General features: G+C 74.3%; 23 protein-coding genes. 16 read left to right on the top strand and 7 right to left on the bottom strand.

What is annotated here, in order from left to right:
* Positions 1–10 precede the first annotated feature (10 nt).
* The 5 genes from ACIBAD_RS15765 (at position 11) to ACIBAD_RS15745 (ending at position 4,662) form a co-directional block, all read left to right on the top strand.
* Complete coding sequence (locus ACIBAD_RS15765) at positions 11–931, top strand: squalene/phytoene synthase family protein (protein WP_398907109.1); 921 nt, start codon at positions 11–13, stop codon at positions 929–931.
* Between the two features lie 79 nt (positions 932–1,010).
* Positions 1,011–2,018, top strand: a complete 1,008-nt coding sequence (locus ACIBAD_RS15760; RefSeq protein ID WP_398907107.1) for an ATP-binding cassette domain-containing protein — start codon at positions 1,011–1,013, stop codon at positions 2,016–2,018.
* Complete coding sequence (locus ACIBAD_RS15755) at positions 2,018–2,740, top strand: ABC transporter permease (RefSeq protein ID WP_134074249.1); 723 nt, start codon at positions 2,018–2,020, stop codon at positions 2,738–2,740. Before ACIBAD_RS15760 ends, ACIBAD_RS15755 begins: the two co-directional genes overlap by 1 nt.
* A 3-nt stretch (positions 2,741–2,743) precedes the next feature.
* Positions 2,744–4,060: a sensor histidine kinase gene (locus tag ACIBAD_RS15750; protein WP_398907105.1), complete on the top strand. Its 1,317-nt coding sequence runs from the start codon at positions 2,744–2,746 to the stop codon at positions 4,058–4,060.
* Positions 4,057–4,662, top strand: a complete 606-nt coding sequence (locus ACIBAD_RS15745) for a response regulator transcription factor (protein WP_134069249.1) — start codon at positions 4,057–4,059, stop codon at positions 4,660–4,662. The genes ACIBAD_RS15750 and ACIBAD_RS15745 overlap by 4 nt, the downstream gene beginning before the upstream one ends.
* A 91-nt stretch (positions 4,663–4,753) precedes the next feature.
* On the opposite strand, the gene ACIBAD_RS15740 is transcribed toward ACIBAD_RS15745, so the two are convergent.
* Together ACIBAD_RS15740 and ACIBAD_RS15735 are read right to left on the bottom strand one after the other, a co-directional pair.
* Positions 4,754–5,512, bottom strand: a complete 759-nt coding sequence (locus ACIBAD_RS15740; RefSeq protein WP_398907102.1) for a transglycosylase SLT domain-containing protein — start codon at positions 5,510–5,512, stop codon at positions 4,754–4,756.
* A gap of 393 nt (positions 5,513–5,905) precedes the next feature.
* Positions 5,906–6,799, bottom strand: a complete 894-nt coding sequence (locus ACIBAD_RS15735) for a dihydrodipicolinate synthase family protein (RefSeq protein ID WP_398907100.1) — start codon at positions 6,797–6,799, stop codon at positions 5,906–5,908.
* Positions 6,800–6,870: 71 nt separating this feature from the next.
* Here ACIBAD_RS15735 and ACIBAD_RS15730 point away from each other — a divergent pair, with 71 nt between their 5' ends.
* The 5 genes from ACIBAD_RS15730 to ACIBAD_RS15710 all read left to right on the top strand — a co-directional run bounded on the left by ACIBAD_RS15730 (position 6,871) and on the right by ACIBAD_RS15710 (position 12,144).
* A complete protein-coding gene (locus ACIBAD_RS15730; RefSeq protein ID WP_134069246.1) occupies positions 6,871–7,818 on the top strand; it encodes a LysR substrate-binding domain-containing protein in 948 nt (315 codons plus the stop codon).
* Positions 7,819–7,891: 73 nt separating this feature from the next.
* The gene (locus tag ACIBAD_RS15725) at positions 7,892–8,977 is read left to right on the top strand and encodes an S-(hydroxymethyl)mycothiol dehydrogenase (RefSeq protein WP_398907098.1); all 1,086 of its coding nucleotides are present in this window, start codon (positions 7,892–7,894) and stop codon (positions 8,975–8,977) included.
* Between the two features lie 168 nt (positions 8,978–9,145).
* Positions 9,146–10,450, top strand: coding sequence for an alpha/beta fold hydrolase (locus tag ACIBAD_RS15720; RefSeq protein ID WP_398907361.1), 1,305 nt, complete (start codon positions 9,146–9,148; stop codon positions 10,448–10,450).
* A gap of 53 nt (positions 10,451–10,503) precedes the next feature.
* Positions 10,504–11,268 (top strand): PIG-L deacetylase family protein, encoded by a 765-nt coding sequence (locus tag ACIBAD_RS15715; protein WP_134069244.1) that lies wholly within the window; start codon positions 10,504–10,506, stop codon positions 11,266–11,268.
* Between the two features lie 42 nt (positions 11,269–11,310).
* Entirely contained in the window at positions 11,311–12,144 is an 834-nt protein-coding gene (locus tag ACIBAD_RS15710) for an enoyl-CoA hydratase/isomerase family protein (protein ID WP_134069243.1), read from the top strand.
* Here the strand turns inward: ACIBAD_RS15710 and ACIBAD_RS15705 are convergent.
* From ACIBAD_RS15705 to ACIBAD_RS15695, 3 genes are read right to left on the bottom strand one after another with little or no spacing between them, the layout of a single operon-like run.
* Positions 12,131–12,931, bottom strand: coding sequence for a hypothetical protein (locus tag ACIBAD_RS15705; RefSeq protein ID WP_134069242.1), 801 nt, complete (start codon positions 12,929–12,931; stop codon positions 12,131–12,133). The two genes, ACIBAD_RS15710 and ACIBAD_RS15705, sit on opposite strands and share 14 nt — an antisense overlap.
* Before the next feature lie 36 nt (positions 12,932–12,967).
* On the bottom strand, positions 12,968–13,876 hold the full coding sequence (locus tag ACIBAD_RS15700; protein ID WP_398907094.1) for an SDR family oxidoreductase: 909 nt from the start codon (positions 13,874–13,876) through the stop codon (positions 12,968–12,970).
* A gap of 49 nt (positions 13,877–13,925) precedes the next feature.
* Entirely contained in the window at positions 13,926–15,068 is a 1,143-nt protein-coding gene (locus ACIBAD_RS15695) for a hypothetical protein (RefSeq protein WP_398907092.1), read from the bottom strand.
* Positions 15,069–15,263: 195 nt separating this feature from the next.
* On the opposite strand from ACIBAD_RS15695, the gene ACIBAD_RS15690 reads away from it, so the two are divergent.
* The 6 genes from ACIBAD_RS15690 (at position 15,264) to ACIBAD_RS15665 (ending at position 20,668) form a co-directional block, all read left to right on the top strand.
* Positions 15,264–16,241 carry an NADPH:quinone oxidoreductase family protein gene (locus tag ACIBAD_RS15690; protein ID WP_398907090.1) on the top strand — a complete coding sequence of 326 codons (978 nt, stop codon included), beginning with the start codon at positions 15,264–15,266 and terminating at the stop codon, positions 16,239–16,241.
* Complete coding sequence (locus tag ACIBAD_RS15685) at positions 16,238–17,425, top strand: acyl-CoA dehydrogenase family protein (RefSeq protein ID WP_398907087.1); 1,188 nt, start codon at positions 16,238–16,240, stop codon at positions 17,423–17,425. The genes ACIBAD_RS15690 and ACIBAD_RS15685 overlap by 4 nt, the downstream gene beginning before the upstream one ends.
* Positions 17,422–18,534: an acyl-CoA dehydrogenase family protein gene (locus tag ACIBAD_RS15680; RefSeq protein WP_134069238.1), complete on the top strand. Its 1,113-nt coding sequence runs from the start codon at positions 17,422–17,424 to the stop codon at positions 18,532–18,534. The genes ACIBAD_RS15685 and ACIBAD_RS15680 overlap by 4 nt, the downstream gene beginning before the upstream one ends.
* 301 nt (positions 18,535–18,835) lie before the next feature.
* Entirely contained in the window at positions 18,836–19,369 is a 534-nt protein-coding gene (locus ACIBAD_RS15675) for a GNAT family N-acetyltransferase (RefSeq protein WP_134069237.1), read from the top strand.
* A 59-nt stretch (positions 19,370–19,428) separates the two neighbouring features.
* A complete protein-coding gene (locus ACIBAD_RS15670) occupies positions 19,429–19,794 on the top strand; it encodes a tyrosinase family oxidase copper chaperone (RefSeq protein WP_398907084.1) in 366 nt (121 codons plus the stop codon).
* 10 nt (positions 19,795–19,804) lie between these two features.
* Positions 19,805–20,668: a tyrosinase family protein gene (locus tag ACIBAD_RS15665; protein WP_134069235.1), complete on the top strand. Its 864-nt coding sequence runs from the start codon at positions 19,805–19,807 to the stop codon at positions 20,666–20,668.
* A gap of 106 nt (positions 20,669–20,774) precedes the next feature.
* Here the strand turns inward: ACIBAD_RS15665 and ACIBAD_RS15660 are convergent, their stop codons facing one another.
* The gene (locus tag ACIBAD_RS15660) at positions 20,775–21,053 is read right to left on the bottom strand and encodes a chaplin (RefSeq protein ID WP_398907082.1); all 279 of its coding nucleotides are present in this window, start codon (positions 21,051–21,053) and stop codon (positions 20,775–20,777) included.
* 90 nt (positions 21,054–21,143) lie between these two features.
* Positions 21,144–21,515, bottom strand: a complete 372-nt coding sequence (locus ACIBAD_RS15655) for a hypothetical protein (RefSeq protein WP_134069233.1) — start codon at positions 21,513–21,515, stop codon at positions 21,144–21,146.
* Positions 21,516–21,542: the final 27 nt, after the last annotated feature.

The raw sequence follows: 21,542 nt of genomic DNA, 5'->3' as shown, positions 1-21,542 counted from the left end.
TCCCACCACCATGCCCAGCTGGCGCACCACCCTCACGGCGGCCGGTATCACCGGCCCCCGGCTGCGCGATGACTACACGTACGTCGCCCGCCGGGTGCTGCGCCGCGAGCCGGCCCCGTACGTGACGCTGCGCCTGCTCGCCGCGCCGCCGCTGGTGCCCTGGCTGACGGCGGGGGTGGCCTTCATGAACCTCGTCGACGACGTGGCCGAGACCGGCACCCCGCAGGAGCGTTCCGCCGGTCTGGCCGCGCTCGCCGGGCGGGCGCAGACGGCGCTGAAGACCGGCGACAGCCCCGACCCGCTGCTGCGCGCGTACGCCCACGCCGTCGCCACCCGCGGGCTGCCGGAGCACTGGGTCTCCCGGTTCCTGGAGGGCGCGGCCACCGCCGAGGTCGGCTTCGACGGCTTCGACACCGAGGAGGACTTCCAGGCCTACCTCGACGCCTATGCCTGGCCCGGGGTACTGGTCTTCACCGGCCTCCAGTACCAGGGCGGCCCCGACGGGGCACAGGCCGCCGGGTGGCGGCGGTTCGTGGACGCCGCCCAGAGGGTGGACTTCCTCGCCGACCTCTCCGGAGACCTCGCGGACGGCCGGCTCTGCCTCCCGCGCGCCCGCCTCGCCGAGCACTCCGTCACCCGGGCCGACCTCGAACAGGCCCGCGACACCCCGGCCGTACGCGCCCTCCTCGACGCCGAAACCCGGCGCGCCCGGAGCGCACTGGACGCCACCGACGGCATCCTCGACCTCGTCGAGCCGGGCCTGCGCCCCGTGATCGCCGCGATGACGGAGCTCATGGGACACCAACTCGCCGCCGTGGAACGGGCCGGCGTCCAGGCGCTGCGCAAGGACGTCGGCTACGGCTTGGCGGCGCCCGTCCGCACCCTGCTGCGCGCCCGCGCCGGCAGGTCCCGGCTCCGGCCGGCCGGGTAGCGGCCGGGACATTTGTCCTGGCGGGGTCCGTACACACGGATCTGCCGGGGGACCCGCCCCGCTTCGTAGCGTGGTGGGCATGACGCAGACGATCCAGCCGGCGCGGTCGGCGCACACGGCCGGGGCGGCGGAGCCGCCCCACGAGGAGCCCGCGGTCCGGTTCCGGAACGCGGCCAAGTCCTTCGGCGCCGTCCGCGCCGTCGCCGGCATCGACCTCGATGTCCGGCGCGGCGAGACGGTCGCCCTGCTCGGCCGCAACGGCGCGGGAAAGTCCACCGCCATCAGCCTGCTGCTCGGCCTCGACGAGCCCGACGCGGGCAGCGTACGGCTCTTCGGCGAGACCCCCGGCAGGGCGGTCCGGGCCGGCCGGGTGGGCGCCGTGCTCCAGGAGGGCCGCGCCGTACCGCGGATCACCGTGCGCGAGCTCGTCGGCTTCGTGGCCCGGACCTACCCCGCCCCCATGCCCGTCGCCGAGGCGCTGGAGCTGGCCGGGCTCACCGAGTGCGCCGGCCGCCGCATCGACCGGCTATCCGGCGGGCAGGCCCAGCGCGTCCGCTTCGCGGTCGCCCTCGCCGGAAACCCGGAGCTCATCGTGCTCGACGAGCCGACCGCCGCCCTCGACGTGGAGGCCCGCCGCGCCTTCTGGGACTCCATGCGCGGCTTCGCCCGCCGCGGCAACACCGTCCTGTTCTCCACGCACTACCTGGAGGAGGCCGACGCCCACGCCGACCGCATCGTGGTCGTCGACGCCGGCCGCATCGTCGCCGACGGCACCGGGGAGCAGCTGCGCCGTGCCGCCGGCGGGTCGCTGGTCTCGGTCGACCTGGCCGGTCACCCCACCGAGGGGCTCGGCGAACTGCCCGGCGTGGTCTCCGTGGAGGTACGGGGAGACCGCGCGCGGCTGCGCACGGAGGACCCGGACGCGACGGTCGTTGCGCTCGCTGGCCTCGGCGCCATCCGCGGGATCGAGGTCACCGCGCCCTCGCTCGACGACGCCTTCCTCGCCCTCACCGACAGCCACGGCGCCACCCGTGTGCCCACCTCCACCACCTCCACCCACAACGCCGCCGCGGGGAGCGTCCGATGATCACCGCCTATGTCCGCCTGGAAGTCCGCCGGACCCTGCGCGACACCTCGTTCGTGGTCTTCGGCATCGGCATGCCGGTGCTGATGTACCTGCTCTTCACCCACCTCGGCACCGACGCCGACACCGGTGGGTGGAAGACGGCCTCCATGGTGGCCATGGCCGCCTACGGGGCCCTGGGCTCGGCCCTGGGGACCGGATCCGGGGTCGCCGAGGACAAGGGCATCGGCTGGCTGCGGCAGCTGCGGGTCACCCCGATGACCCCCCGCCAGGTGGTGATCGGCCGGGCCCTGACCGGCTCGGTCACCGTGCTTCCCGCCGTGGCCGCCGTGCTCGCGGCCGGCGCTTTGGTGAACGGGGTGCGGCTGGAGGCCTGGGAATGGGCCGCCGTCACCCTCGTCCTGTGGCTCGGCGCGCTCCCCTTCACCCTGCTCGGCATCGGCAACGGGTACCGGCTCACCGCCCAGTCCACCGGCGTGGTCAACGTCGGGTGCAGCCTCGCGCTCTCCATCGCCGGCGGACTCTGGTTCCCGGTCGAACTGTTCCCGGACTGGCTGCGCTCGCTGTCCGGCTTCACCCCGACGCGCCGCTTCGCCGAGATCGGCCAGTCCCTCGCCGCGGGCACCGCCCCCGGCCCGGCCGCCGTCTCCGTACTCGCGGTATGGGCCCTGCTGTTCGGTTCGTACGCGGTGCTCTCGTACCGTCGGTCCGCGAGGACGGTGTAACGCATGGAGCAGGGACCGGGAATGAAGACGCAGGGCAGGCGGGGGACCGGGCAGGACCGGAAGGCCGCCCGCAGGGCCAGGGCGGACCGGAAGGCCGAGTGGAAGGCCGACTGGGCGGTCCGCAAAGCCGAATGGCGGGCGCGGGAGAAGAGGCGCAAGGAGTGCGGCGAGGCCGCGGACTACGGCCGCGGCCCCATGGGCCCGCCGAACGCCTTCACGCTGCTGCCGTGGCTGCTGCTGGGCATGGGAGCCATCTCCAACGTCATCAAGGGGGAGACCCCCAACCCCTGGATCGGCGCCCTCGGCCTGCTGGTCTTCAACTCCCTCTACATCACCCTGGTGTTCCGCGCCTTCGACCGGCGGGCCCGGGAGGCCGCCGCCACTCGCTGGTGCCTGGCCGCCCTCGGCGCCGTCACCTGCGCCCTCGCCCTCGCCTACGGGGGCAACTGGCTGCTGTTCTTCCCCCTGTGGGGCCTGGCCACCGGCGCGGTGGTCCGGGGCCGCAAGCTCGGCCCGGTGATGTTCGTCGTCACCGGCCTCGCCGGGGCGGTCGCGGGACTCGACGAGGGCTGGGACACCCTCGGCATCGTCTACGGGACGCTGGTGTCCGGCATGGTCACCGCGGCCATCCTCGCCCTGTCCGAGACCGTGAAGGAACTGCGCGAGACCCGTCAGGAGCTGGCCCGCGCAGCGGTGGACCAGGAGCGGCTGCGCTTCTCCCGCGATCTGCACGACCTGCTCGGCCACACCCTGTCGGTGATCGTCGTGAAGTCGGAGGCGGCCCGCCGGATCGCGCCCCGGGACATGGACGCGGCGCTCGCCCAGGTCGCCGACATCGAGTCGGTCGGCCGCCAGGCGCTCACCGAGATCCGGGAGGCCGTCACCGGCTACCGCGAGGCCAGCCTCGCCGCCGAGCTCGACCGCGCCCGCGGCGCGCTGACGGCCGCCGGGATCGAGCCCGTCGTGCGGCAGTCAGGGCCCCCGCTGCCCCCGCAGGCGGCGGCGCTGCTGGGCTGGGTGGTGCGCGAGGCCGCCACCAACGCCATCCGGCACAGCGGTGCGACCACTTGCGAGATCGAGGTGCGGAGCACGGCGGAGCGCGTCCGCCTGGTGATCACCGACAATGGGAACGGCGTAGGCTCGACCGCGCCGGGCAGCGGCCTGACCGGCCTGGCGGAGCGGCTCGCCGCGGCGGGCGGCACCCTGGTCGGCGGCCCGGCACCCGGCCCGGGGCGGGGGTTCCGGGTCACGGCCGAACTCCCGGTGGAGCCGGCCGGACCGGAGACCGGAGAGAGCCCGGAGAACGAGGAGAGTCGATGATCAAGGTCCTGCTCGCGGAGGACCAGGGCATGATGCGCGGCGCGCTGGCCCTGCTGCTCGGCCTGGAGGAGGACATCGAGGTCGTGGCGCAGGTCGGCACCGGGCCCGAGATCGTGCCGGCCGCGGTCGAGGCGCAACCGGACGTGGCCCTGCTCGACATCGAACTCCCGGGCCGCAGCGGTCTCGACGCGGCCGCCGAGCTGCGCACGCGCCTTCCCGACTGCCGGGTGCTGATCCTGACCACCTTCGGGCGGCCCGGCTATCTGCGCCGGGCGATGGAGGCGGGGGCCGCAGGCTTCCTGGTCAAGGACGGTCCGGTGGAGGAACTGGCCGCCGCGGTACGCCGGGTGCTCGCCGGGGAGACCGTGATCGACCCCGCGCTCGCCGCGGCCGCGCTCAGCGCCGGCCCGAACCCGCTGACCGCGCGCGAGGTCGACGTACTGGGCGCGGCGGTCGACGGGGCGACCGTGGCCGACATCGCGGCCAGGGTGCACTTGTCGGAGTCGACGGTACGGAACTACCTGTCCTCGGCCATCGGCAAGACGGGCACCCGCAACCGCATGGAGGCCGCCCGCGCGGCCCGCCGCCAGGGCTGGCTCTAGGGGGTGTCCGCCTGGCGCCGGTCCCGGAACCGGATCCGGAACCGGATCCGGGACCGGATCCGAGGCCGGCTCCCAGGCGGTCCTCCGGGGCCTAGTAGGCGCCGTTGACGTTGTCGATCGAGCCGTAGCGGGCCGCCGCGTAGTTGCAGGCGGCCGTGATGTTGGCGACCGGGTCGTACGAGTCCAGGGAGGTGCCGGGCACGTGGTAGGCCCGGAAGGTCGGGTCGATGACCTGGAGCAGGCCCTTGGAGGGAATGCCCGCCGCCGCGTTGGAGTCCCAGTTGTTGATGGCCATCGGGTTGCCCGAGGACTCCCGCATGACGTTGCGGTGAATTCCGTTGTAGCTGCCGGGGATTCCGTGCCGGGCCATGATGTCCAGCGACTGCCGGATCCAGCCGTCGAGGTTGTTCGCGTACGTGGTGGCGGGCTTGGCGACCGCGGCGGCCTTCACCCCGGTCGCCTTCGCCGCGGCCGCCTTGGCCGCCGCGCCGATGCTCAGCTTCAGCCCGGGGCGGATGACCGAGGGGTTGGACCCGATGGCGCTCCGGTTGGCCTCGTACAGGGCCTGCCAGCCGCCGTTCACCGCATGCTCGACGGCGATCTTCGAAAGCGTGTCGCCGACGCTCACGGAATAGGTGAGGGGGGCCGCGGCCTTTTCCACCGCCGGCTTGGCGGCCGGCAGCGTGACGGTCTTCGCGGCGGGCGCCGCGGCCGGCTGGGTGACGGCCGCCCCCGCCGTGGTCGCGCTGATCAGCGGCAGGGCGAGGGCGGCGCCGCCGGTGCCGGCGAAGGCCAGCTTGCGGGCGATCGGGCGCTGCTTCGGTCGGCGGTGCTTACCGAGTCCGGGCATGGAGGAATTCCTCACGTGGGGGTGCGGGGGATCCCTGGCGGCCGCCGGTTTCGGCAGCTGCCCGCTGGGAATGACGTGAAGGTAAGCGAGTCCGCCGGGCGGGAACAAGGCTCGAATTCCCCCGGGTGATCGACTTGCCGGTTTCAAGGTCGAAAACGACCTTGGGGGCGCCTTCCGGGAATGCCGAAATTCCTTTCCGGGAAAAGGGAATCACCTGCTCCGGATTAATGATGTTGGTCCTATTCGAGTGACTCACATCACGGGTTCCGGGAGCCTTTCAAGGAAACGGACAAGTCGCCCGTACTCCTGCCTGATTCGGGCATCTCGCCCGTTGTTTGCGAACCGCCCACGGGGGGCGCTTCCCGGCGCGCCCGTCAGCCTGTCGGACGGTTTTCAGACCTCGGCGAGCCGTTCCAGCGCCGCCGACACCGCCGCCCCGCCCGCCGGCAGCAGCGGGAGCCGCACGTCCGGCGTCGGGATCCGGCCCTGGGCATGGAGCACGCCCTTCACGACCGCCGGGTTCGGCTCGGCGAAGAGCGCAGCCGAGAGCCGGGCCAGAGCGTGGCCCAGGGCCCGCGCCCGCGGCACGTCGCCGACCCGCCAGGCCGCCGCCAGCTCCGCGTACCGCGCCGTCGCCAGGTGCGCCGACGCCAGCACCCCGCCCGCCGCGCCCAGTGCCATCAGGGGAGACGCGTACAGGTCGTCGCCCGCCAGTACCGCGAACCCGTCCGGCAGCCCGCCGAGCAGCGCCACCGCCTCCTCGCCGACGCCGCCGCCCGCGTACTTCACCCCGGCCACCCCGGGCAGCTCCCCGAGCGCCCGCAGCGCGGCCGCGTCCAGCGGCTGCCCCGTCCGGTACGGGATGTGGTAGACGACCAGCGGTACGGGGCTCACCTCGGCCAGCCGCGCGAAGTGCGCCAGGACCCCGGCCGCCCCGGGCCGTACGAACGAGGGCACGGTCACCAGTGCCGCCCGCACCTCGGGCCACTGCGCCAGCCGGCCCAGCGCCGCCCCGGCGGCCCGGGTGCCGCCCGCCCCGGCGCCCACGGTCAGCATCGCGCCCCGCTCGCGGCAGACCCGCGCGCACACGCCGGTGACGAGGTCGCGCTCCGCCTCGTCGAGGCCGGCGGCCTCGCCCGTGGTGCCGAGGGCGACGATCCCAGTGGCGCCGTCGTCGAGCACCTGGTGGGCGAGCGCCTCCAGGGCATCGGCGGCGACGTCCCCGACGCGCGTGAAAGGGGTGACGAGCGGTACGTGAATCCCGTGCAGGGAGAGGTTGTGTGCCATGCCGACGAGCTTCATCTGCCCCGAGCGACAAATCCAGTTCGCGTTTCTTACCCGACCCGTAAGCTGAACCGATGCTCGACGTACGACGCCTGCGCCTGCTGCGCGAACTCGCCCGCCGCGGCACCATCGCCGCCGTGGCCGAGGCCCTCGCCTTCAGTCCTTCGGCGGTGTCCCAGCAACTCGCCGTCCTCGAACGCGAGGCGGGGCTGCCGCTCCTCGAACGCACCGGCCGCCGGGTCCGGCTCACCCCCGCCGGGCAGAACCTGGTCCGGCACGCCGAGGCCGTTCTGGAGCGGCTGGAACAGGCCGACGCCGATCTCGCCGAGGCGCGCGGCGGCCTGGCCGGGGCCCTGCGCATCGGTGCCTTCCCCACCGCCATCCGGGCCATCGTCCCGGCCGCCCTGGTGGCCCTGGCCCGGCGCCACCCGGGGCTGGAGCCGATGGTCTCGGAGACCGACCCGGCGGCGGTCGCGCACGCGCTGCGCGCCGGCGACCTGGACGTGGCACTGATCCACGAGTACGACTTCGTCCCCGCGCCGCCGGAGCCGGGTCTCGCCACGCGGCCGCTCTACCGCGAGTCGATGTACCTGGCCGCCCCGGCGGAGTCCGCGGCCGGCGCGGCCGCGGTCCCCGGCGGCCGAGCACCCGACCAGGGCGCCGTCCTGCGGGCCCACGCCGACGCTCCCTGGATCACGGCCACCCACGGCACCCTCTGCCACGCCATGGCCCTGCGGGCCTGCCAGGCCGCCGGGTTCACCCCGCGGATCCGCCACCGGGTCGACGAGTTCCCCACCGTGCTCGCCCTGGTCGCAGCAGGTCAGGGCGTCGCCGTCGTCCCGCAGCTCGGAGTCGGCGAGCCCGTCGGCCCGGCCGTCTCCCTCACCCGGCTCCTCATGGAGCGCCGTACCCAGGTGGCCTTCCGCAGCGGCGCCGCCGCCCACCCCGCCGTGGCCGCGTTCGCAGCGGCACTTCGCGCCGCCGTACCGCCGGAACTCGCCACTCCCGCTTCCCCGGCGTGACACGACTCCCTTCCACCGCCGCGCCCGTGTACGTTCGTTGATCCAGACAGATCCGACCAGAGCGGGGTACGACGTGACGCATCGCGTACGAGGGGTCATCGCCAGGAGCAAGGGCGCACCGGTGGAGACGACGACGATCCTCGTGCCCGACCCGGGACCCGGCGAGGCCCTGGTCAAGGTCCAGGCCTGCGGGGTCTGCCACACCGACCTCCACTACCGCGAGGGCGGCATCAACGACGAGTTCCCCTTCCTCCTCGGCCACGAGGCAGCCGGAATCGTCGAATCCGTCGGCCCGGACGTCACCTCCGTCGCGCCCGGCGACTTCGTCGTCCTCAACTGGCGCGCCGTGTGCGGCACCTGCCGGGCCTGCAAGCGCGGCCGCCCCTGGTACTGCTTCAACACGCACAACGCCACGCAGCCGATGACCCTGGAGGACGGCACCCCGCTCTCCCCGGCGCTCGGCATCGGCGCGTTCGCCGAGAAGACCCTCGTCGCGGCCGGCCAGTGCACCAAGGTCGACCCGGCGGCCTCACCCGCCGCCGCCGGACTCCTCGGCTGCGGGGTGATGGCCGGCCTCGGCGCCGCCCTGAACACCGGCAACGTCGGGCGGGGCGACTCCGTCGCCGTCATCGGCTGCGGGGGAGTGGGCAACGCGGCCGTCGCCGGCGCCCGCCTCGCCGGCGCCGGCCGGATCATCGCCGTCGACCTCGACGACCGGAAGCTGGAGTGGGCGCGCGGCCTCGGGGCCACCCACACCGTCAACGGCCGTACCGAGGACGTGGTCAAGGCCGTCCAGGCCCTCACCGGCGGCAACGGCGCCGACGTGGTCATCGACGCCGTGGGCCGCCCCGAGACCTACCGGCAGGCCTTCTACGCCCGCGACCTCGCCGGCACGGTGGTCCTGGTCGGCGTGCCGACGCCGGAGATGAAACTCGAACTCCCGCTGCTCGACGTCTTCGGGCGCGGCGGCTCCCTCAAGTCCTCCTGGTACGGGGACTGCCTGCCCGAGCGCGACTTCCCCCTCCTGATCGACCTCTACCTCCAGGGCCGCCTCGACCTCGACGCCTTCGTCTCGGAGACCATCCCCCTGGACGCGGTCGAAGAGGCCTTCGCCCGCATGCACCGCGGCGAAGTCCTCCGCTCGGTCGTCGAGTTCTAGACCCCGGCTCCGGCCCTCGCTCCCCGGCCCCCGGCGCCCCGCTGACGCAGGCGCAGGCGGGGGCCGGGGTGCGCCGCGGGCCCGTACTACACTCGGCCGGGCCGCCAGACCCGTGCCCCGGTCGCGATCCGGCCGGGGCTGCCGCACACCCAGGGGCCGTTCGTGACCATCGACCGCAGCTACCGCCAGCCCGGTGTCGTCCTCACCGACCACCGCTTCAGCGTCCCGCTCGACCACGCGCGCCCGGACGGGGAGCACATCGAGCTGTACGCCCGCGAGGCCGTCGCCACCGGCAAGGACCCCGAGACCCTGCCCTGGCTGCTGTACCTGGAGGGCGGCCCCGGCTTCGGCGCCCGCCGCTTCACCGGCCGCCAGGCCTGGCTGGAGCGGGCCCTCACCGAGTACCGCGTCCTCCTGCTCGACCAGCGCGGCACCGGCCGATCCACCCCGGCGAACCGCCAGACCCTGCCCCTGCGCGGCACCCCCGAGCGGCAGGCCGAGTACCTCGCCCACTTCCGCGCCGACTCCATCGTGCGCGACGCCGAGGCCATCCGCCCCGGCCTGACCGGCGGCGCGCCCTGGACCGTGCTCGGCCAGAGCTTCGGCGGCTTCTGCACCACCCACTACCTCTCCACCGCCCCCGAGGGCCTGACCGCCGCCCTGATCACCGGCGGCCTCCCCTCCCTCACGGCGACCGCCGACGAGGTGTACGCGGCGGCGTACCCCCGCATGGAGCGCAAGAACCTGGCCCACTACGCCCGCTACCCGATGGACGTCGAACGCGCCCGCCGCATCGCCGCGCACCTCGTGGAGCGCCCGGCCGAGCTCCCCGGCGGACACCGCCTCACCGCCGAGGCCTTCCAGTCCCTCGGCATCCTGCTCGGCACCGGTGACGGCAGCCACCAGCTGCACTACCTGCTGGAGGACGCCTTCGTCCCGACCCCGGCGGGCCCGGCCCTCGCCGACGCGTTCCTGGAACACGTACAGGGAACGCTCTCCTTCGCCGCGCACCCCCTGTACGCCCTGCTCCACGAAGCCATCTACGCCCAGGACCCGGCCGCGCCCACCGCCTGGGCCGCCGAACGGGTCCGCGCGGGCCACCCCGGCTTCGACGCCGGGAAGACCCTCGCGGGCGACGGGCCCCTGCTGTTCACCGGCGAGACCATCCACCCCTGGCACTTCACCGCCGACCCGGCGCTGGCCCCGCTGCGCGAGACCGCCGAACTGCTTGCCGCCCGTACCGGCTGGGGAGCGCTGTACGACCCGGAGCGGCTCGCCGCCAACGAGGTCCCGGTGGCCGCCGCGATCTACCACGACGACCTGTACGTGGACACCGCGCACTCCCTGCACACCGCCGCGTCGATCCGGGGCCTGCGGACCTGGGTGACGGACGAGTTCGAACACGACGGCGTCCGCGCCGGCGGGCCCCGCGTCCTGGACCGCTTGCTGGCCCTCGTGCGCGACGACGTCTAGAACTCTGCTTCCGCACGTGGGGGGTGCGCGGCGGTGCGTCTATTGTGCGGGGCATGACCGAACAACTGGATCAGCCCGCGCCCTTGGAGCCGATGCCCGCCGACTGGCAGCGCGCCCTCGCCGTGGTCGCCCACCCCGACGACCTGGAGTACGGCGGGGCCGGGGCGGTCGCCCAGTGGACGGACGGCGGCCGCGAGGTCGTCTACCTCCTGGCCACCCGCGGCGAGGCCGGCATCGACACGATCCCGCCCGAGGAGTGCGCCCCGCTGCGCGAGGCCGAGCAGCGCGCGAGCGCCGCGGTCGTCGGGGTGTCCACGGTGGAGTTCCTCGACTACCGCGACGGTGTCGTCGAGTACGGCCTGGACCTGCGCCGCGACATCGCCGCGGCCATCCGCCGGCACCGCCCCGAACTGCTCATCACCCTCAACCACCGCGACACCTGGGGCGGGCAGGGCGGCGGGGGCAACTGGAACACCCCCGACCACAAGGCCGTCGGCCGGGCCACCCTGGACGCGGCCGCCGACGCCGGCAACCGGTGGATCTTCCCCGAGCTCATCTCCGAGCAGGGCCTTGAGCCTTGGGACGGGGTGCGCTGGGTCGCGGTGGCCGGGTCCTCGACGCCGACGCACGCCGTCGACGCCGGTCCCGGCCTGGAGCGTTCCATAAAGTCGCTGATGGAGCACAAGGCGTACATCGAGGTCCTCACCGACCAGGACCCGGAGGAATACTGCCGCGCCTTCCTCACCGGCTACGCCCAGCAGGCGTCCGCGCGCTTCGGCGGCCGCCCCGCGGTGACGTTCGAGGTCTTCACGCGCTGAGCCCGGAGCCCGTATTCTGACGGATCGTCAGAAGGGGGTTCCGTGATCGACACCATCGGCAACGAGGTCGCGGAGGGCGAGGAGCGCGTCCGGCTGGAGAGCGCGGACGGGATCGCGGTCCTCACCCTCTGCCGCCCCGACCGCCTCAACGGCTGGAGCTGGGAGTCCACCCGCCAGCTGGGCCTGCTCGCGGACCGGATCCGCTTCGATCCGGACGTACGGGTGGTCCTGCTGCGGGCCGAGGGCCGCGCCTTCTGCGCGGGCATCGACGTGACGGCCCCCGGCGGCGCCATCACGGGCGCGACGGCCGCCGAGCGGACCCGCAACTACTACGAGGGCGTCCGCTGGGTGCACGAGCGCTTCGCCGTGCTCGCTCGGCTCCCGCAGCCGGTGGTGGCCGCCGTGCAGGGCTACTGCCTCGGCTTCGGCTTCGAACTGGCCCTGATGGCCGACTTCCGCGTCGCCGCCGAGGACGCCGTGTTCGCCCTGCCCGAGGCGCAGCTCGGCGTGGCGGTGGACGCGGGCGGCGACCTGCGGATCGCCCGCGAGGCGGGTGCGGGCTGGGCCAAGTTCCTGGCGCTGACCGGCCGCCGGATCGACGCCGCGACGGCGCACCGCCTGAACCTGGTCCAACTGCTCGTCTCCCCGGGCGAGCTGGAGAGCACCGCCCGCGCGGTGGCGGCCGAGATCGCCGCCAACGCGCCGCTCGCGGTGCAGGGGATCAAGCGCGGGATCGACGCCTACGCGGACGCCGCCCTCGCCCCGGCCCTCGACCGCGTCGCGATGACGGCGGCCCTCACCCTCACCTCCGAGGACTGCCGCGAGGGCTATACCGCCAAGGCGGCCCGCCGCCCGCCCGACTTCACCGGAGGTTGAGCACCGGCCGCGTCGAGAACTCCTCGTACAGGCCCGCGCCGTCCGGTCCGTACGCGAACTCGGCCGTGGACGGGTTGCGGTTGGCGGTGGCCAGCGGCAGCCACGCGAGCAGGTCGCCGTATCCGCCGCAGACGGCCTCGCCGCCGTCGCCGCCGTGCACCGCCGCCGGGTCGCTGCTCAGCTCCGTGCCGTAGCTGTCGTACGCGATGTGCAGCCCGAAGGCGTTCGGTTCGTGCCGCAGGCCGCCGTCGCCCCCGTACGAGGGCTCGTCCAGGGGGCACTCGTTCCCCCACCGGAAAAGGGTGCCCGCCCCGGCCCCGCAGGCGTGCTCCCACTCGTCGGCGCCCGGCATCCGCAGCCCGCGCGCCGCGAGCACCTCAGCCATCGCCTCCGGGCGTCCGGTCAGCGTCTCGTCCTCCACCGCCATGAGCACGGTGGCGAGCGCCGTGGTACGGACCGGGCTGAGCACCTCGGCGAGGTACTCCTTCAGCGGGAGCTCGTACCCGTACCCCTCCGCCAGGCTCTCCTCGTAGTCGGCGGCCTGCGCGGGCGTCGGCGCCCACGCGTCCGGATCGAACCCGAGCCGCACCGGCCCGCCGGGTATGAGGGCGAACTCCCGCCCCTCGCGCTCGATGCGGACGCGGTGCAGCGGCCCGCCGAGGTGGTCGACGGTGTCGAGCAGCACCACGCGGCCGCCCGCTTGCGCGGCGGCCTCGTGCGCGATGCGCCCGGCGGCCGCCCGGTCGAGCGAACGCCAGTGGGTGAGGGTGAGATCGGCGAGAGACATGAGCGCATGCTCGCACCGGCCACTGACAGCCGCCGCTCAGGGGGTGAACGGGCCGCGTCCCAACTGCGTGCGGACCGGTACCACCTCCGGGTTGACCAACGAGCGGCGCTGCCAGTTCGCGCCGTCGACCACCAGCGTGTGCCCGGTGATGAACCGGGCGTACGGGGAGGCCAGGAAGGTGGCCGCCCAGCCGAGTTCGCGCGGGGCGCCGACGCGCAGGGCGGGCTGGCGGCAGTCCCGGGCGCCGGGCGCGGCCCGCTCCAGGCCGTCGCGGACGTCCTCGGTCATGTCGGCGTGCGGGAACAGGCCGGGGACGAGGCCGTTGACCCGGATGCCGTACGGCCCCCACTCGACGGCGAGCGTCTCCACCAGGTTCTTCACCCCCGCCTTGGCGGCCGCGCTGTGGGCGAAGCCCGGACCGCCGGTCCAGGCGTACGAGGCACCGACGTTGATGATGGACCCGGGTGCGCCGGCGCCGAGGTGGCGGCGGCCGAACTCGCGGGTCGTGAACCAGGTGCCCGTCAGGGTGATGTCGACGACCGACCGCCAGGCGTTGGGCGACAGGTCCTCCGCCGGGCAGGGGAAGTTGGCGGCCGCGTTGTTGACCAGTACGTCCGGCAGGCCGAGCGCCGCCTGCGCCGCGTCGAAGACCTCGGCGATCCGCTCCGGGTCCCGGATGTCGCAGACTGCGGCCGTCACCCGGCCCGCGCCGGGGACGGCCGCCAACTCCTCCCGCGCCGCCTCCAGCCGCTCCGCGCGCCGGCCCGCGATCACCAGGTCCGCGCCGAGCCGGGCGAACTCGGCGGCGATGGCCTTGCCCAGCCCGGTGCCGCCGCCGGTCACGAGGACCACCTGCCCCGCGTACGTACCGGCGGGCAGCGCGGTGGACCCGAGCGGCGGCGGCGCGGGCAGCCCGGACAGGCCGGGCGGGATCTCGTCGGTCATGGGCCATCGATAGCGCGCGGACGCCGAGATCACCATGCCCGCGACGGGGTCACTTCTGCGGGGCGTACGCCTGCTTGCTCGCGCAGGTCCACACGACGGCAGTGCCCTTCATCGCCTCCCAGTCGTAGAACGCGCCGCCCACCCGGTCGTCGTCCGAGGCAGCGTACGCCGAGCTGCGCGAGTCCGGGCCGGTGCCGGCGGGGTGGGGGAGGGCCAGCGGGGCTCCCGTGCCCGGCCAGTACGCGGCGTGGAGGAAGTTGGGGTATCCGTCGACGAAGGTGACGGCCGAGCCGACGGCCACGTTCGTGGCCGGGCTGAGCCCGTCGAAGGTCGCGTGGTCGTAACCGCCGACCCGGCCCGGATCGTTCGGCAGGGCGTCGTACGGCTTCTTCCAGACGGCCGGCTTGCGCTCCTGCCAGTCGCGGTAGCTGCGGTCCTCGTGGCCGACGACCCTGCCGCGGTCGTCGATGTCCGCCGCGGCCGTCCGGACCGTCGAGTCGTCCTCGGTCCACACCTGCAGGCTGTACGGCGGGTACCCGCCCCCGGCGGGCCAGACGACGGGGAAGGTCTTCCCCCTGAGCTGGTCGTCCTCCTCGTAGGACGTCCGGGCCGTGCCGACGACGTCCCCGCGCGCGTTGATCCCGTCCACCGAGACGATGCCGGTGCCCGGGTGGGCGTCCGCGGGCACGGGCAGCTCGCGCACCACCGCGCCGTTCAGCCATTCCTTGGCGACGCCGCCCTCCATGCCGACGGAGCGGCCCGCGTCGTTGACGTCCGTCACCGTGCTCGCGGTGGTTCCGCCGCCGATCAGCCGGACCGCCGCCGCACCCTTCTCGTACGTGAACCCGTAAGGGGTGTCAGGCCAACCGGCGCGTCGGAGGGTGCCCACCATCAGGCCCTTGGCGTTCACCGCGAGGACCTGGCCGGACACGAAGCCCTCGGGCAGCGGGACGGCGTGCACGGCGTGGTCGGCGGTCCAGTACGCGGGCAGCCCGACGCTGTCGCCGGCCACCAGGCCGCCCGACCCGAAGGCCCGGACGGACCCGCCCGCCGGCGAGGGGCCGTCCGCGAGGGCCGGCAGCCGGAGGATGTCCGGCGTGCACGCAGGCCCGGCGGCGGCCGCCGGCCCGGCCGCCGTGATCAGACCGGCCAGAACGGCGGCGGTCGCGGCTGGGGACGTGCTTCTTCTCATGTGGTGGTCCCCCCTGGACTCAAGTCATGACGCGTGCACGACACATGTTGCCTGATAGGGGGCGGAAGTGGCCGGATTGACCCGTGGGGTTTCGGTCCGACCCGGAATCGGCCCCACCGGCGGTTCCCAGAGAGGCAAGCGACTGCTTAGTATGCCCGCGGAGCGTGGTTCCTCGACGGCGGCTGGAGGCCCCGGATGCAGGCTTGGCGAGTACATACCCCCGGCGAACCCCGAGAGGCCATGCGCCTCGAAGAGATTCCCGAACCCGTGCCCGGCGAGGGCGAGGTGAGGCTCAAGGTGCTCGCGGCGAACGTCAACTTCCCGGACGCGCTGCTCGTCCGCGGCCAGTACCAGGTCCGGCCGCCGCTGCCCTTCACCCCCGGAGTCGAGATCTGCGGCGAGACCGAGGACGGCCGCCGCGTCATCGCCAACCCCAGCCTGCCGCACGGCGGCTTCGCCGAGTACGTCACCGCCTCCGCCCGGGCCCTGCTGCCGGCCCCCGAGACCCTCGACGACGCCGAGGCCGCCGCCCTGCACATCGGCTACCAGACCGGCTGGTTCGGCCTGCACCGCCGGGCCCGCCTCCAGGCCGGCGAGACCCTCCTCGTGCACGCCGCCGCCGGCGGGGTCGGCAGCGCCGCGGTCCAGCTCGGCAAGGCCGCCGGCGCCACCGTCATCGGGGTCGTCGGAGGCAAGGCCAAGGCGCGCACCGCCGAGGACCTCGGCTGCGACCTGGTGATCGACCGGACCGACGAGGACCTGGTCGCCCGGGTCAAGGAGTTCACCGGTGGACGCGGGGCCGACGTGGTGTACGACCCCGTCGGCGGCGACGCGTACACCGCATCCGCCAAGTGCGTGGCCTTCGAGGGCCGCATCGTCGTCGTCGGCTTCGCGAGCGGCACCATCCCCGCCCCCGCCCTCAACCACGCCCTGGTGAAGAACTACGCCATCCTCGGCCTGCACTGGGGCCTGTACGCCGCCAAGGACCCCGCCGCCATCGCCGCCTGCCACACCGAGCTGACCCGGCTCGCCGCCGAGGGCGCCGTCAAGCCGCTGGTCAGCGAACGCGTCCCGCTCGCAGGGGCCGCCGACGCCGTGCAGCGCCTCGCCGACGGGACCACCACCGGCCGGCTGGTCGTCGTACCGGCCCTGAACGGAGGAGACCCGCGGTGATCACCTCCGAAGAACTGGTGGCGCGCGTACAGGACCTGCTCGTGGCCCACCCGCCCGCCGACACCGACCGCGCCGACTTCCTGCGGGCCCGCTTCGACGCAGGCCTCGCCTGGGTCCACTACCCCGAGGGCCTCGGCGGACTCGCCGCGCCGCGCTCCCTCCAGGCCGTCGTCGACGCGCAACTCGAAGCCGCCGGCGCCCCCGACAACGACCCGCGCCGGATCGGGATCGGCCTGGGCATGGCCGCGCCCACGATCCTCGCGTACGGCACCGACGAGCAGAAGCGGCGCTTCCTGCGCCCCCTGTGGGTCGGGGAGGAGGTCTGGTGCCAGCTCTTCAGCGAGCCCGGCGCCGGCTCCGACCTCGCCGCGCTCGGCACCCGCGCGGTCCGCGAGAGCGGCTCCGGAGACTGGATCGTCGACGGGCAGAAGGTGTGGACCTCCAGCGCCCACACCGCCCGCTGGGCCATCCTCATCGCCCGCACCGACCCCGCGCTGCCCAAGCACCAGGGCATCACGTACTTCCTCTGCGACATGCACGCCCCCGGCGTCGAGGTCCGGCCGCTGCGCCAGATCACCGGCGAGGCCGAGTTCAACGAGGTCTTCCTGACCGGCGTCCGCATCCCCGACAGCCACCGGCTCGGCGCCGTCGGCCAGGGCTGGGAGGTCGCCCGCACCACCCTCATGAACGAACGCGTCTCCATCGGCGGCATGCGGATCCCGCGCGAGGGCGGCATGATCGCCCCCGTGGCCGCCGCCTGGCGCGAACGGCCCGAACTCCGCACCCACGCACAGCACCAGCGGCTGCTCCAGCTGTGGGTCCAGGCCGAGGTGGCCCGGCTCACCGGCGAGCGGCTGCGCCAGCAGCTCGCCGCCGGACAGCCCGGCCCCGAGGGCTCCGGGATGAAGCTCACCTTCGCCCGCCTCAACCAGGAGATCAGCGGCCTGGAGGTGGAACTCCTCGGCGAGGAGGGCCTGCTGTACGAGGACTGGACGATGCGCCGGCCCGAGCTCGTCGACTTCACCGGCCGCGACGCCGGCTACCGCTACCTGCGCGCCAAGGGCAACAGCATCGAGGGCGGCACCAGCGAAATCCTCCTCAACATCGTCGCCGAACGCGTCCTCGGCCTGCCCGCCGAGCCGCGCGACGACAAGGACCTCGCCTGGAAGGACCTGGCCCGATGAGCACTGCGTTCGACCTGCTGTACTCCGAGACGGAGGAGGAGCTCCGCTCGGCCGTACGGGCGCTGCTCGCGGACCGGTGCGCACCGGCGGCCGTGCTCGCCCGGGCGGAGACCGGCCGGCCGCACGACCCGGGGCTGTGGCGAACGCTCGCGGCGGACATCGGCACGGCCGGACTGCTCGTACCGGAGAAGCTCGGCGGACAGGGCGCGGGCCACCGGGAGGCGGCCGTGGTCCTGGAGGAGCTGGGGCGGGCCGTGGCGCCGGTGCCGTACCTCACGAGCGCGGTGCTCGCGACGGAGATCCTGCTGGGCTGTGACACCGTCACTGCGGAAGTCGCCGGACTCCTGCGGGAATTGGCCGCGGGCCGGCAGGTGTGCGCACCCGCGCTGCCGCTGACGCAGGCCCCGGGCGCGCCGCTGCCGGCCGCGGTACGGGACACCGGGGGCGGCATTCTGACGGGCACCGTCACCTCGGTGGCGGACGCGGTGTCCGCCGACGTCCTGCTGGTCCTGGCCGACACGGGGCTGTACGCCGTCCCGGCGGCGGAGGCCTCGCTGACCGCGCGGGTCCCGCTGGACCTGACCCGCCCGCTGGCCACGGTGACGCTGGACGGCGCCCCGGGGACCCTGCTCGCGGACCCGGCGACGGCCCGCGCGGCGGTCGCCGGGGCGCTGCTCTCGGGGGCCGGACTGCTGGCCTCCGAGCAGCTCGGGCTCGCGGAGTGGTGCCTGACGGAGACGGTGCGGCACGTGCGCGGCCGCCACCAGTTCAACCGGCCGGTCGGCTCCTTCCAGGCGTTGAAGCACCGGCTGGCGCAGCTGTGGCTGGACGTGGCCTCGGCCCGCGCCGCGGCCCGCGCGGCGGCGGACGCACTGGCCACCGGGGCCCCCGACGCACCGCTGACGGTGGCCGTGGCGCAGGCGTACTGCTCCGGGGTGGCGGTGCGGGCGGCGGAGGAGTGCGTGCAGCTGCACGGCGGCATCGGTATGACCTGGGAGCACCCGGCGCACCTGTACCTGAAGCGGGCCAAGGCCGACGCCCTGACCCTGGGCACCCCGGGCCACCACCACGCCCTGGTCGCGGACTTCGCCGAACTCCCCTCCCCGTAGGGGCATGAGCACCCGGCCCGGAGACCCGGGCCGGGCTTTGCTCCCGACCGCTTCAGTGGGCGGAGTCCTCCGGATCCGACCGCTGTGCGGCCAGGTATTCGGCAGTCAGACTGCCGGGCAGCCTCCCCGCGGCGCTCACGCGCCGTCCGCCGGCCGGACGGCCGATGCGGGGAGGGGGCGGTGGGGGGACCTCATCCTCGACCGCCACCCGCTCTCCTGGACCGCGACCGGCCCCTGCTCTTCCGCGACCTGCACCTGCCCCGCCTGCAGCGGGCCGGCGGCTGATCCCTATCCTCGCCGCATGACCCCCGTGATCGCCCGGCTCGACGCCGCCCGGCTGGCCGCCCACCGCGACGAACTCGCCGACCTCCTGCTCGCCGTGGTCCGCGGCGGCTCCTCGCTCGGCTTCCTCGCCGACCTCGACCACGCCCGGGCGGCCGCCTGGTGGGACTCCCTCGCTCCTGCCGTCGAGGAGGGCTCCCTCGCCCTGTGGGTCTCCCGCACCGGCGGGGGCCGCCTCGACGGCACCGTCAGCTGGTACCGCGAATCCAAGCCCAACGGCCGCCACCGCGCCGAGCTGCGCAAGCTCATGGTGCATCCCGGGGCGCGCGGCCGCGGCACTGCCCGCGCGCTCCTCGCCGAGGCCGAAGGGGCGGCCGCCCGGGCCGGTGTGCTGCTGCTGGTCCTCGACACCGAGACCGGCAGCGGGGCCGAGCGCGTCTACCGCTCCGCGGGCTGGACCGAGGCCGGCACCATCCCCGACTACGCGGCCGACCCGGCGGGCCGGCTCCACCCCACCACCCTTTTCTACAAGCACCCCGAGCTGCCGAGGTGACCTCGCCCGCCGCGCCGCGTTAGACCCCGTAGCGCGGACCACCGAGCGAGGGAGACCGCATGTACGCCACACCCGCCTCCGCAGCATTCACCCGCCGCACGGCCCTTCGTGCGGCCTTCACCGCGGCGGTGCTCGCCGGCACCGCCGCCGCGCTGGCCCCCGTACTGCGCGCCCGCCGCCCCCGGCAGACCCTGACCCCGGCCCCCCTCGCCGAGGAGACGTACCGAGGCCGGCACATCGCCGTCGACCTCGCCGGGGTCCGCATCGACGGCCGCCCCCTGCACGTCATGCGCCGCGCCGACGGCAGCTATCTGAGCGGGATCAACCACTTCCAGTCCTTCGGTACGCCGCTGGAACTCGCCCGCGCCGCCGTCGACGAACTCGGCACCACCCAGCTGGCGTTCGCGGCCCCGCACCACGGCTGAGGAGCCCCGCATGTACACCCGGCAGAACCAGAAGAACCTGACCAGCGCCCAGAAGAAGCGGTTCACGGCGGCCGTGCTGGAGGTCAAGCGCACCGGCGCCTACGACGACCTGGTGCGCACCCACGACAAGTACTTCGTGCCCGACCGCGACAGCAAGCTCCGCGTCGGGCACATGTCCCCGTCGTTCTTCCCCTGGCACCGGCGCTACCTGCTCCAGTTCGAGCGGCTGCTCCAGGCCGTCGACCCGGGAGTCTCGGTCCCGTACTGGGACTGGACCTCGGAGAACAGCCCGGTCTCCTCGCTCTGGGCCGAGGACTTCCTCGGCGGCACCGGCCGCGAGGGCGACCGCCGGGTCATGACGGGCCCCTTCGCCTACGAGAAGGGCAACTGGGAGATCACGGTGGGCATCACGGAGGCCCGCTTCCTCACCCGCAACCTCGGCCGGCCGCAGAACCCGATCGCCCTGCCCACCGCGGCCGAGCTCCAGTGGGCGCTCGACGACCCGAAGTACGACACCTCGCCCTGGGACTCCACGGCGCAGGGCGGCGGCTTCCGCAACAAGCTGGAGGGCTGGGCCGCGCCGAAGAGCGAGCGCTGGCGCAATCACAACAAGGTCCACCAGTGGATCGGCGGCCACATGACGGGCGGCACGGCCCCCAATGACCCGGCGTTCTGGCTGCACCACGCCTTCGTGGACCTGCTCTGGGACCGCTGGCAGCTGATGCACCCCGGCTCCGGCTACCTGCCCGCCGCCCCGCTCGAACGGGGCGACCTCCAGCGCGGCCGGGTGATCGCCCTCGACGAGCCGATGCCGCCGTGGGACCTCACCCCGCGCGACATGCTCAGCCACCAGGGCATCTACCGCTACGAATGACCCGTACGCACGCGTCCGTAGGAGTGACCCGCCGTCCGGAGGCGATGCCCGGACGCGAGAAGGGCCCCCGCCGTGCGGCGGGGGCCCTTGGTCCTCGAACCGGCCGTCAGCCGCCGTAGCCCTCGGTGTGGTGCTTGCCGCCACCCGAGGCGTTGATGCAGGTGTTGCCGAACGCCGGGTTCAGCAGGGCGATCACGTTCACGGTGTTGCCGCAGACGTTGACCGGGACGTGCACCGGAACCTGGACCAGGTTGCCCGAGAGGACACCGGGGGAGCCGACCGCCGCACCGTGCGCTCCGGCATCGGCGACGGCCAGACCGGCACCGGCGGCCAGGGCGCTACCGGCAACAGCGGTGACGGCGATTGCCTTCGCGATACGCGACATCAAGATCTCCTCGTGAGATGTGGGGTGCCACAGGGGTCTGTGGCGTTTGACATGGCGTACAACGCGGCGGGCGCCCTGCGGTCACGGCCGCTAGGCCGTGGTGGTGAAGGAAAATCGCACGGAGGCGAAGTACGGCTTGATCTGGCCCGCGTCGCCCGGCTCCAGCACTGCCGCCGGGCTGCCCGCGCAGCCCGGCTCCCGGTAGAAGGTCGCCGTCCCGCGGGTCGAGTTGGTGACGGCCCGGGATCCGCCGCCCTTCGCCGCCACGCAGCCCTGCGGGGCGGTCAGCCCGTGGATCTTGTCATCCTGGCCCACGTACTGGAAGTCGGGCCCGGCCGCGGCCCGCGCCGGGCCCGCGGCCACGAGCAGGAGCAGGGGCAGGAGCACGGGCGCGAGCGGGGGGACCGGCCGCGCCGCCCGGACGAAGCCGCGGACGGCGGGGTGGATACGCATGGATCGCATGCCCGGTCCAACCCGGCCCGCCCCGTG

The organism is Streptomyces sp. NPDC051109 (assembly GCF_044455885.1).
GTDB lineage: Bacteria > Actinomycetota > Actinomycetes > Streptomycetales > Streptomycetaceae > Streptomyces.
Note: the sequence above shows the minus strand (reverse complement) of the source record. Positions and strands in the feature narration are given on the sequence as shown.

Coding starts and splice junctions, on each gene's coding strand:
- ACIBAD_RS15680 (WP_134069238.1), top strand. CDS start 17,422: ATGAGCACTGCGTTCGACCTGCTGTACTCCGAGACGGAGGAGGAGCTC.
- ACIBAD_RS15695 (WP_398907092.1), bottom strand. CDS start 15,068: ATGAGAAGAAGCACGTCCCCAGCCGCGACCGCCGCCGTTCTGGCCGGT.
- ACIBAD_RS15690 (WP_398907090.1), top strand. CDS start 15,264: ATGCAGGCTTGGCGAGTACATACCCCCGGCGAACCCCGAGAGGCCATG.
- ACIBAD_RS15675 (WP_134069237.1), top strand. CDS start 18,836: ATGACCCCCGTGATCGCCCGGCTCGACGCCGCCCGGCTGGCCGCCCAC.
- ACIBAD_RS15735 (WP_398907100.1), bottom strand. CDS start 6,799: ATGGCACACAACCTCTCCCTGCACGGGATTCACGTACCGCTCGTCACC.
- ACIBAD_RS15715 (WP_134069244.1), top strand. CDS start 10,504: ATGACCGAACAACTGGATCAGCCCGCGCCCTTGGAGCCGATGCCCGCC.
- ACIBAD_RS15655 (WP_134069233.1), bottom strand. CDS start 21,515: ATGCGATCCATGCGTATCCACCCCGCCGTCCGCGGCTTCGTCCGGGCG.
- ACIBAD_RS15765 (WP_398907109.1), top strand. CDS start 11: ATGCCCAGCTGGCGCACCACCCTCACGGCGGCCGGTATCACCGGCCCC.
- ACIBAD_RS15660 (WP_398907082.1), bottom strand. CDS start 21,053: ATGTCGCGTATCGCGAAGGCAATCGCCGTCACCGCTGTTGCCGGTAGC.
- ACIBAD_RS15750 (WP_398907105.1), top strand. CDS start 2,744: ATGGAGCAGGGACCGGGAATGAAGACGCAGGGCAGGCGGGGGACCGGG.
- ACIBAD_RS15740 (WP_398907102.1), bottom strand. CDS start 5,512: ATGCCCGGACTCGGTAAGCACCGCCGACCGAAGCAGCGCCCGATCGCC.
- ACIBAD_RS15760 (WP_398907107.1), top strand. CDS start 1,011: ATGACGCAGACGATCCAGCCGGCGCGGTCGGCGCACACGGCCGGGGCG.
- ACIBAD_RS15730 (WP_134069246.1), top strand. CDS start 6,871: ATGCTCGACGTACGACGCCTGCGCCTGCTGCGCGAACTCGCCCGCCGC.
- ACIBAD_RS15670 (WP_398907084.1), top strand. CDS start 19,429: ATGTACGCCACACCCGCCTCCGCAGCATTCACCCGCCGCACGGCCCTT.
- ACIBAD_RS15705 (WP_134069242.1), bottom strand. CDS start 12,931: ATGTCTCTCGCCGATCTCACCCTCACCCACTGGCGTTCGCTCGACCGG.
- ACIBAD_RS15745 (WP_134069249.1), top strand. CDS start 4,057: ATGATCAAGGTCCTGCTCGCGGAGGACCAGGGCATGATGCGCGGCGCG.
- ACIBAD_RS15700 (WP_398907094.1), bottom strand. CDS start 13,876: ATGACCGACGAGATCCCGCCCGGCCTGTCCGGGCTGCCCGCGCCGCCG.
- ACIBAD_RS15665 (WP_134069235.1), top strand. CDS start 19,805: ATGTACACCCGGCAGAACCAGAAGAACCTGACCAGCGCCCAGAAGAAG.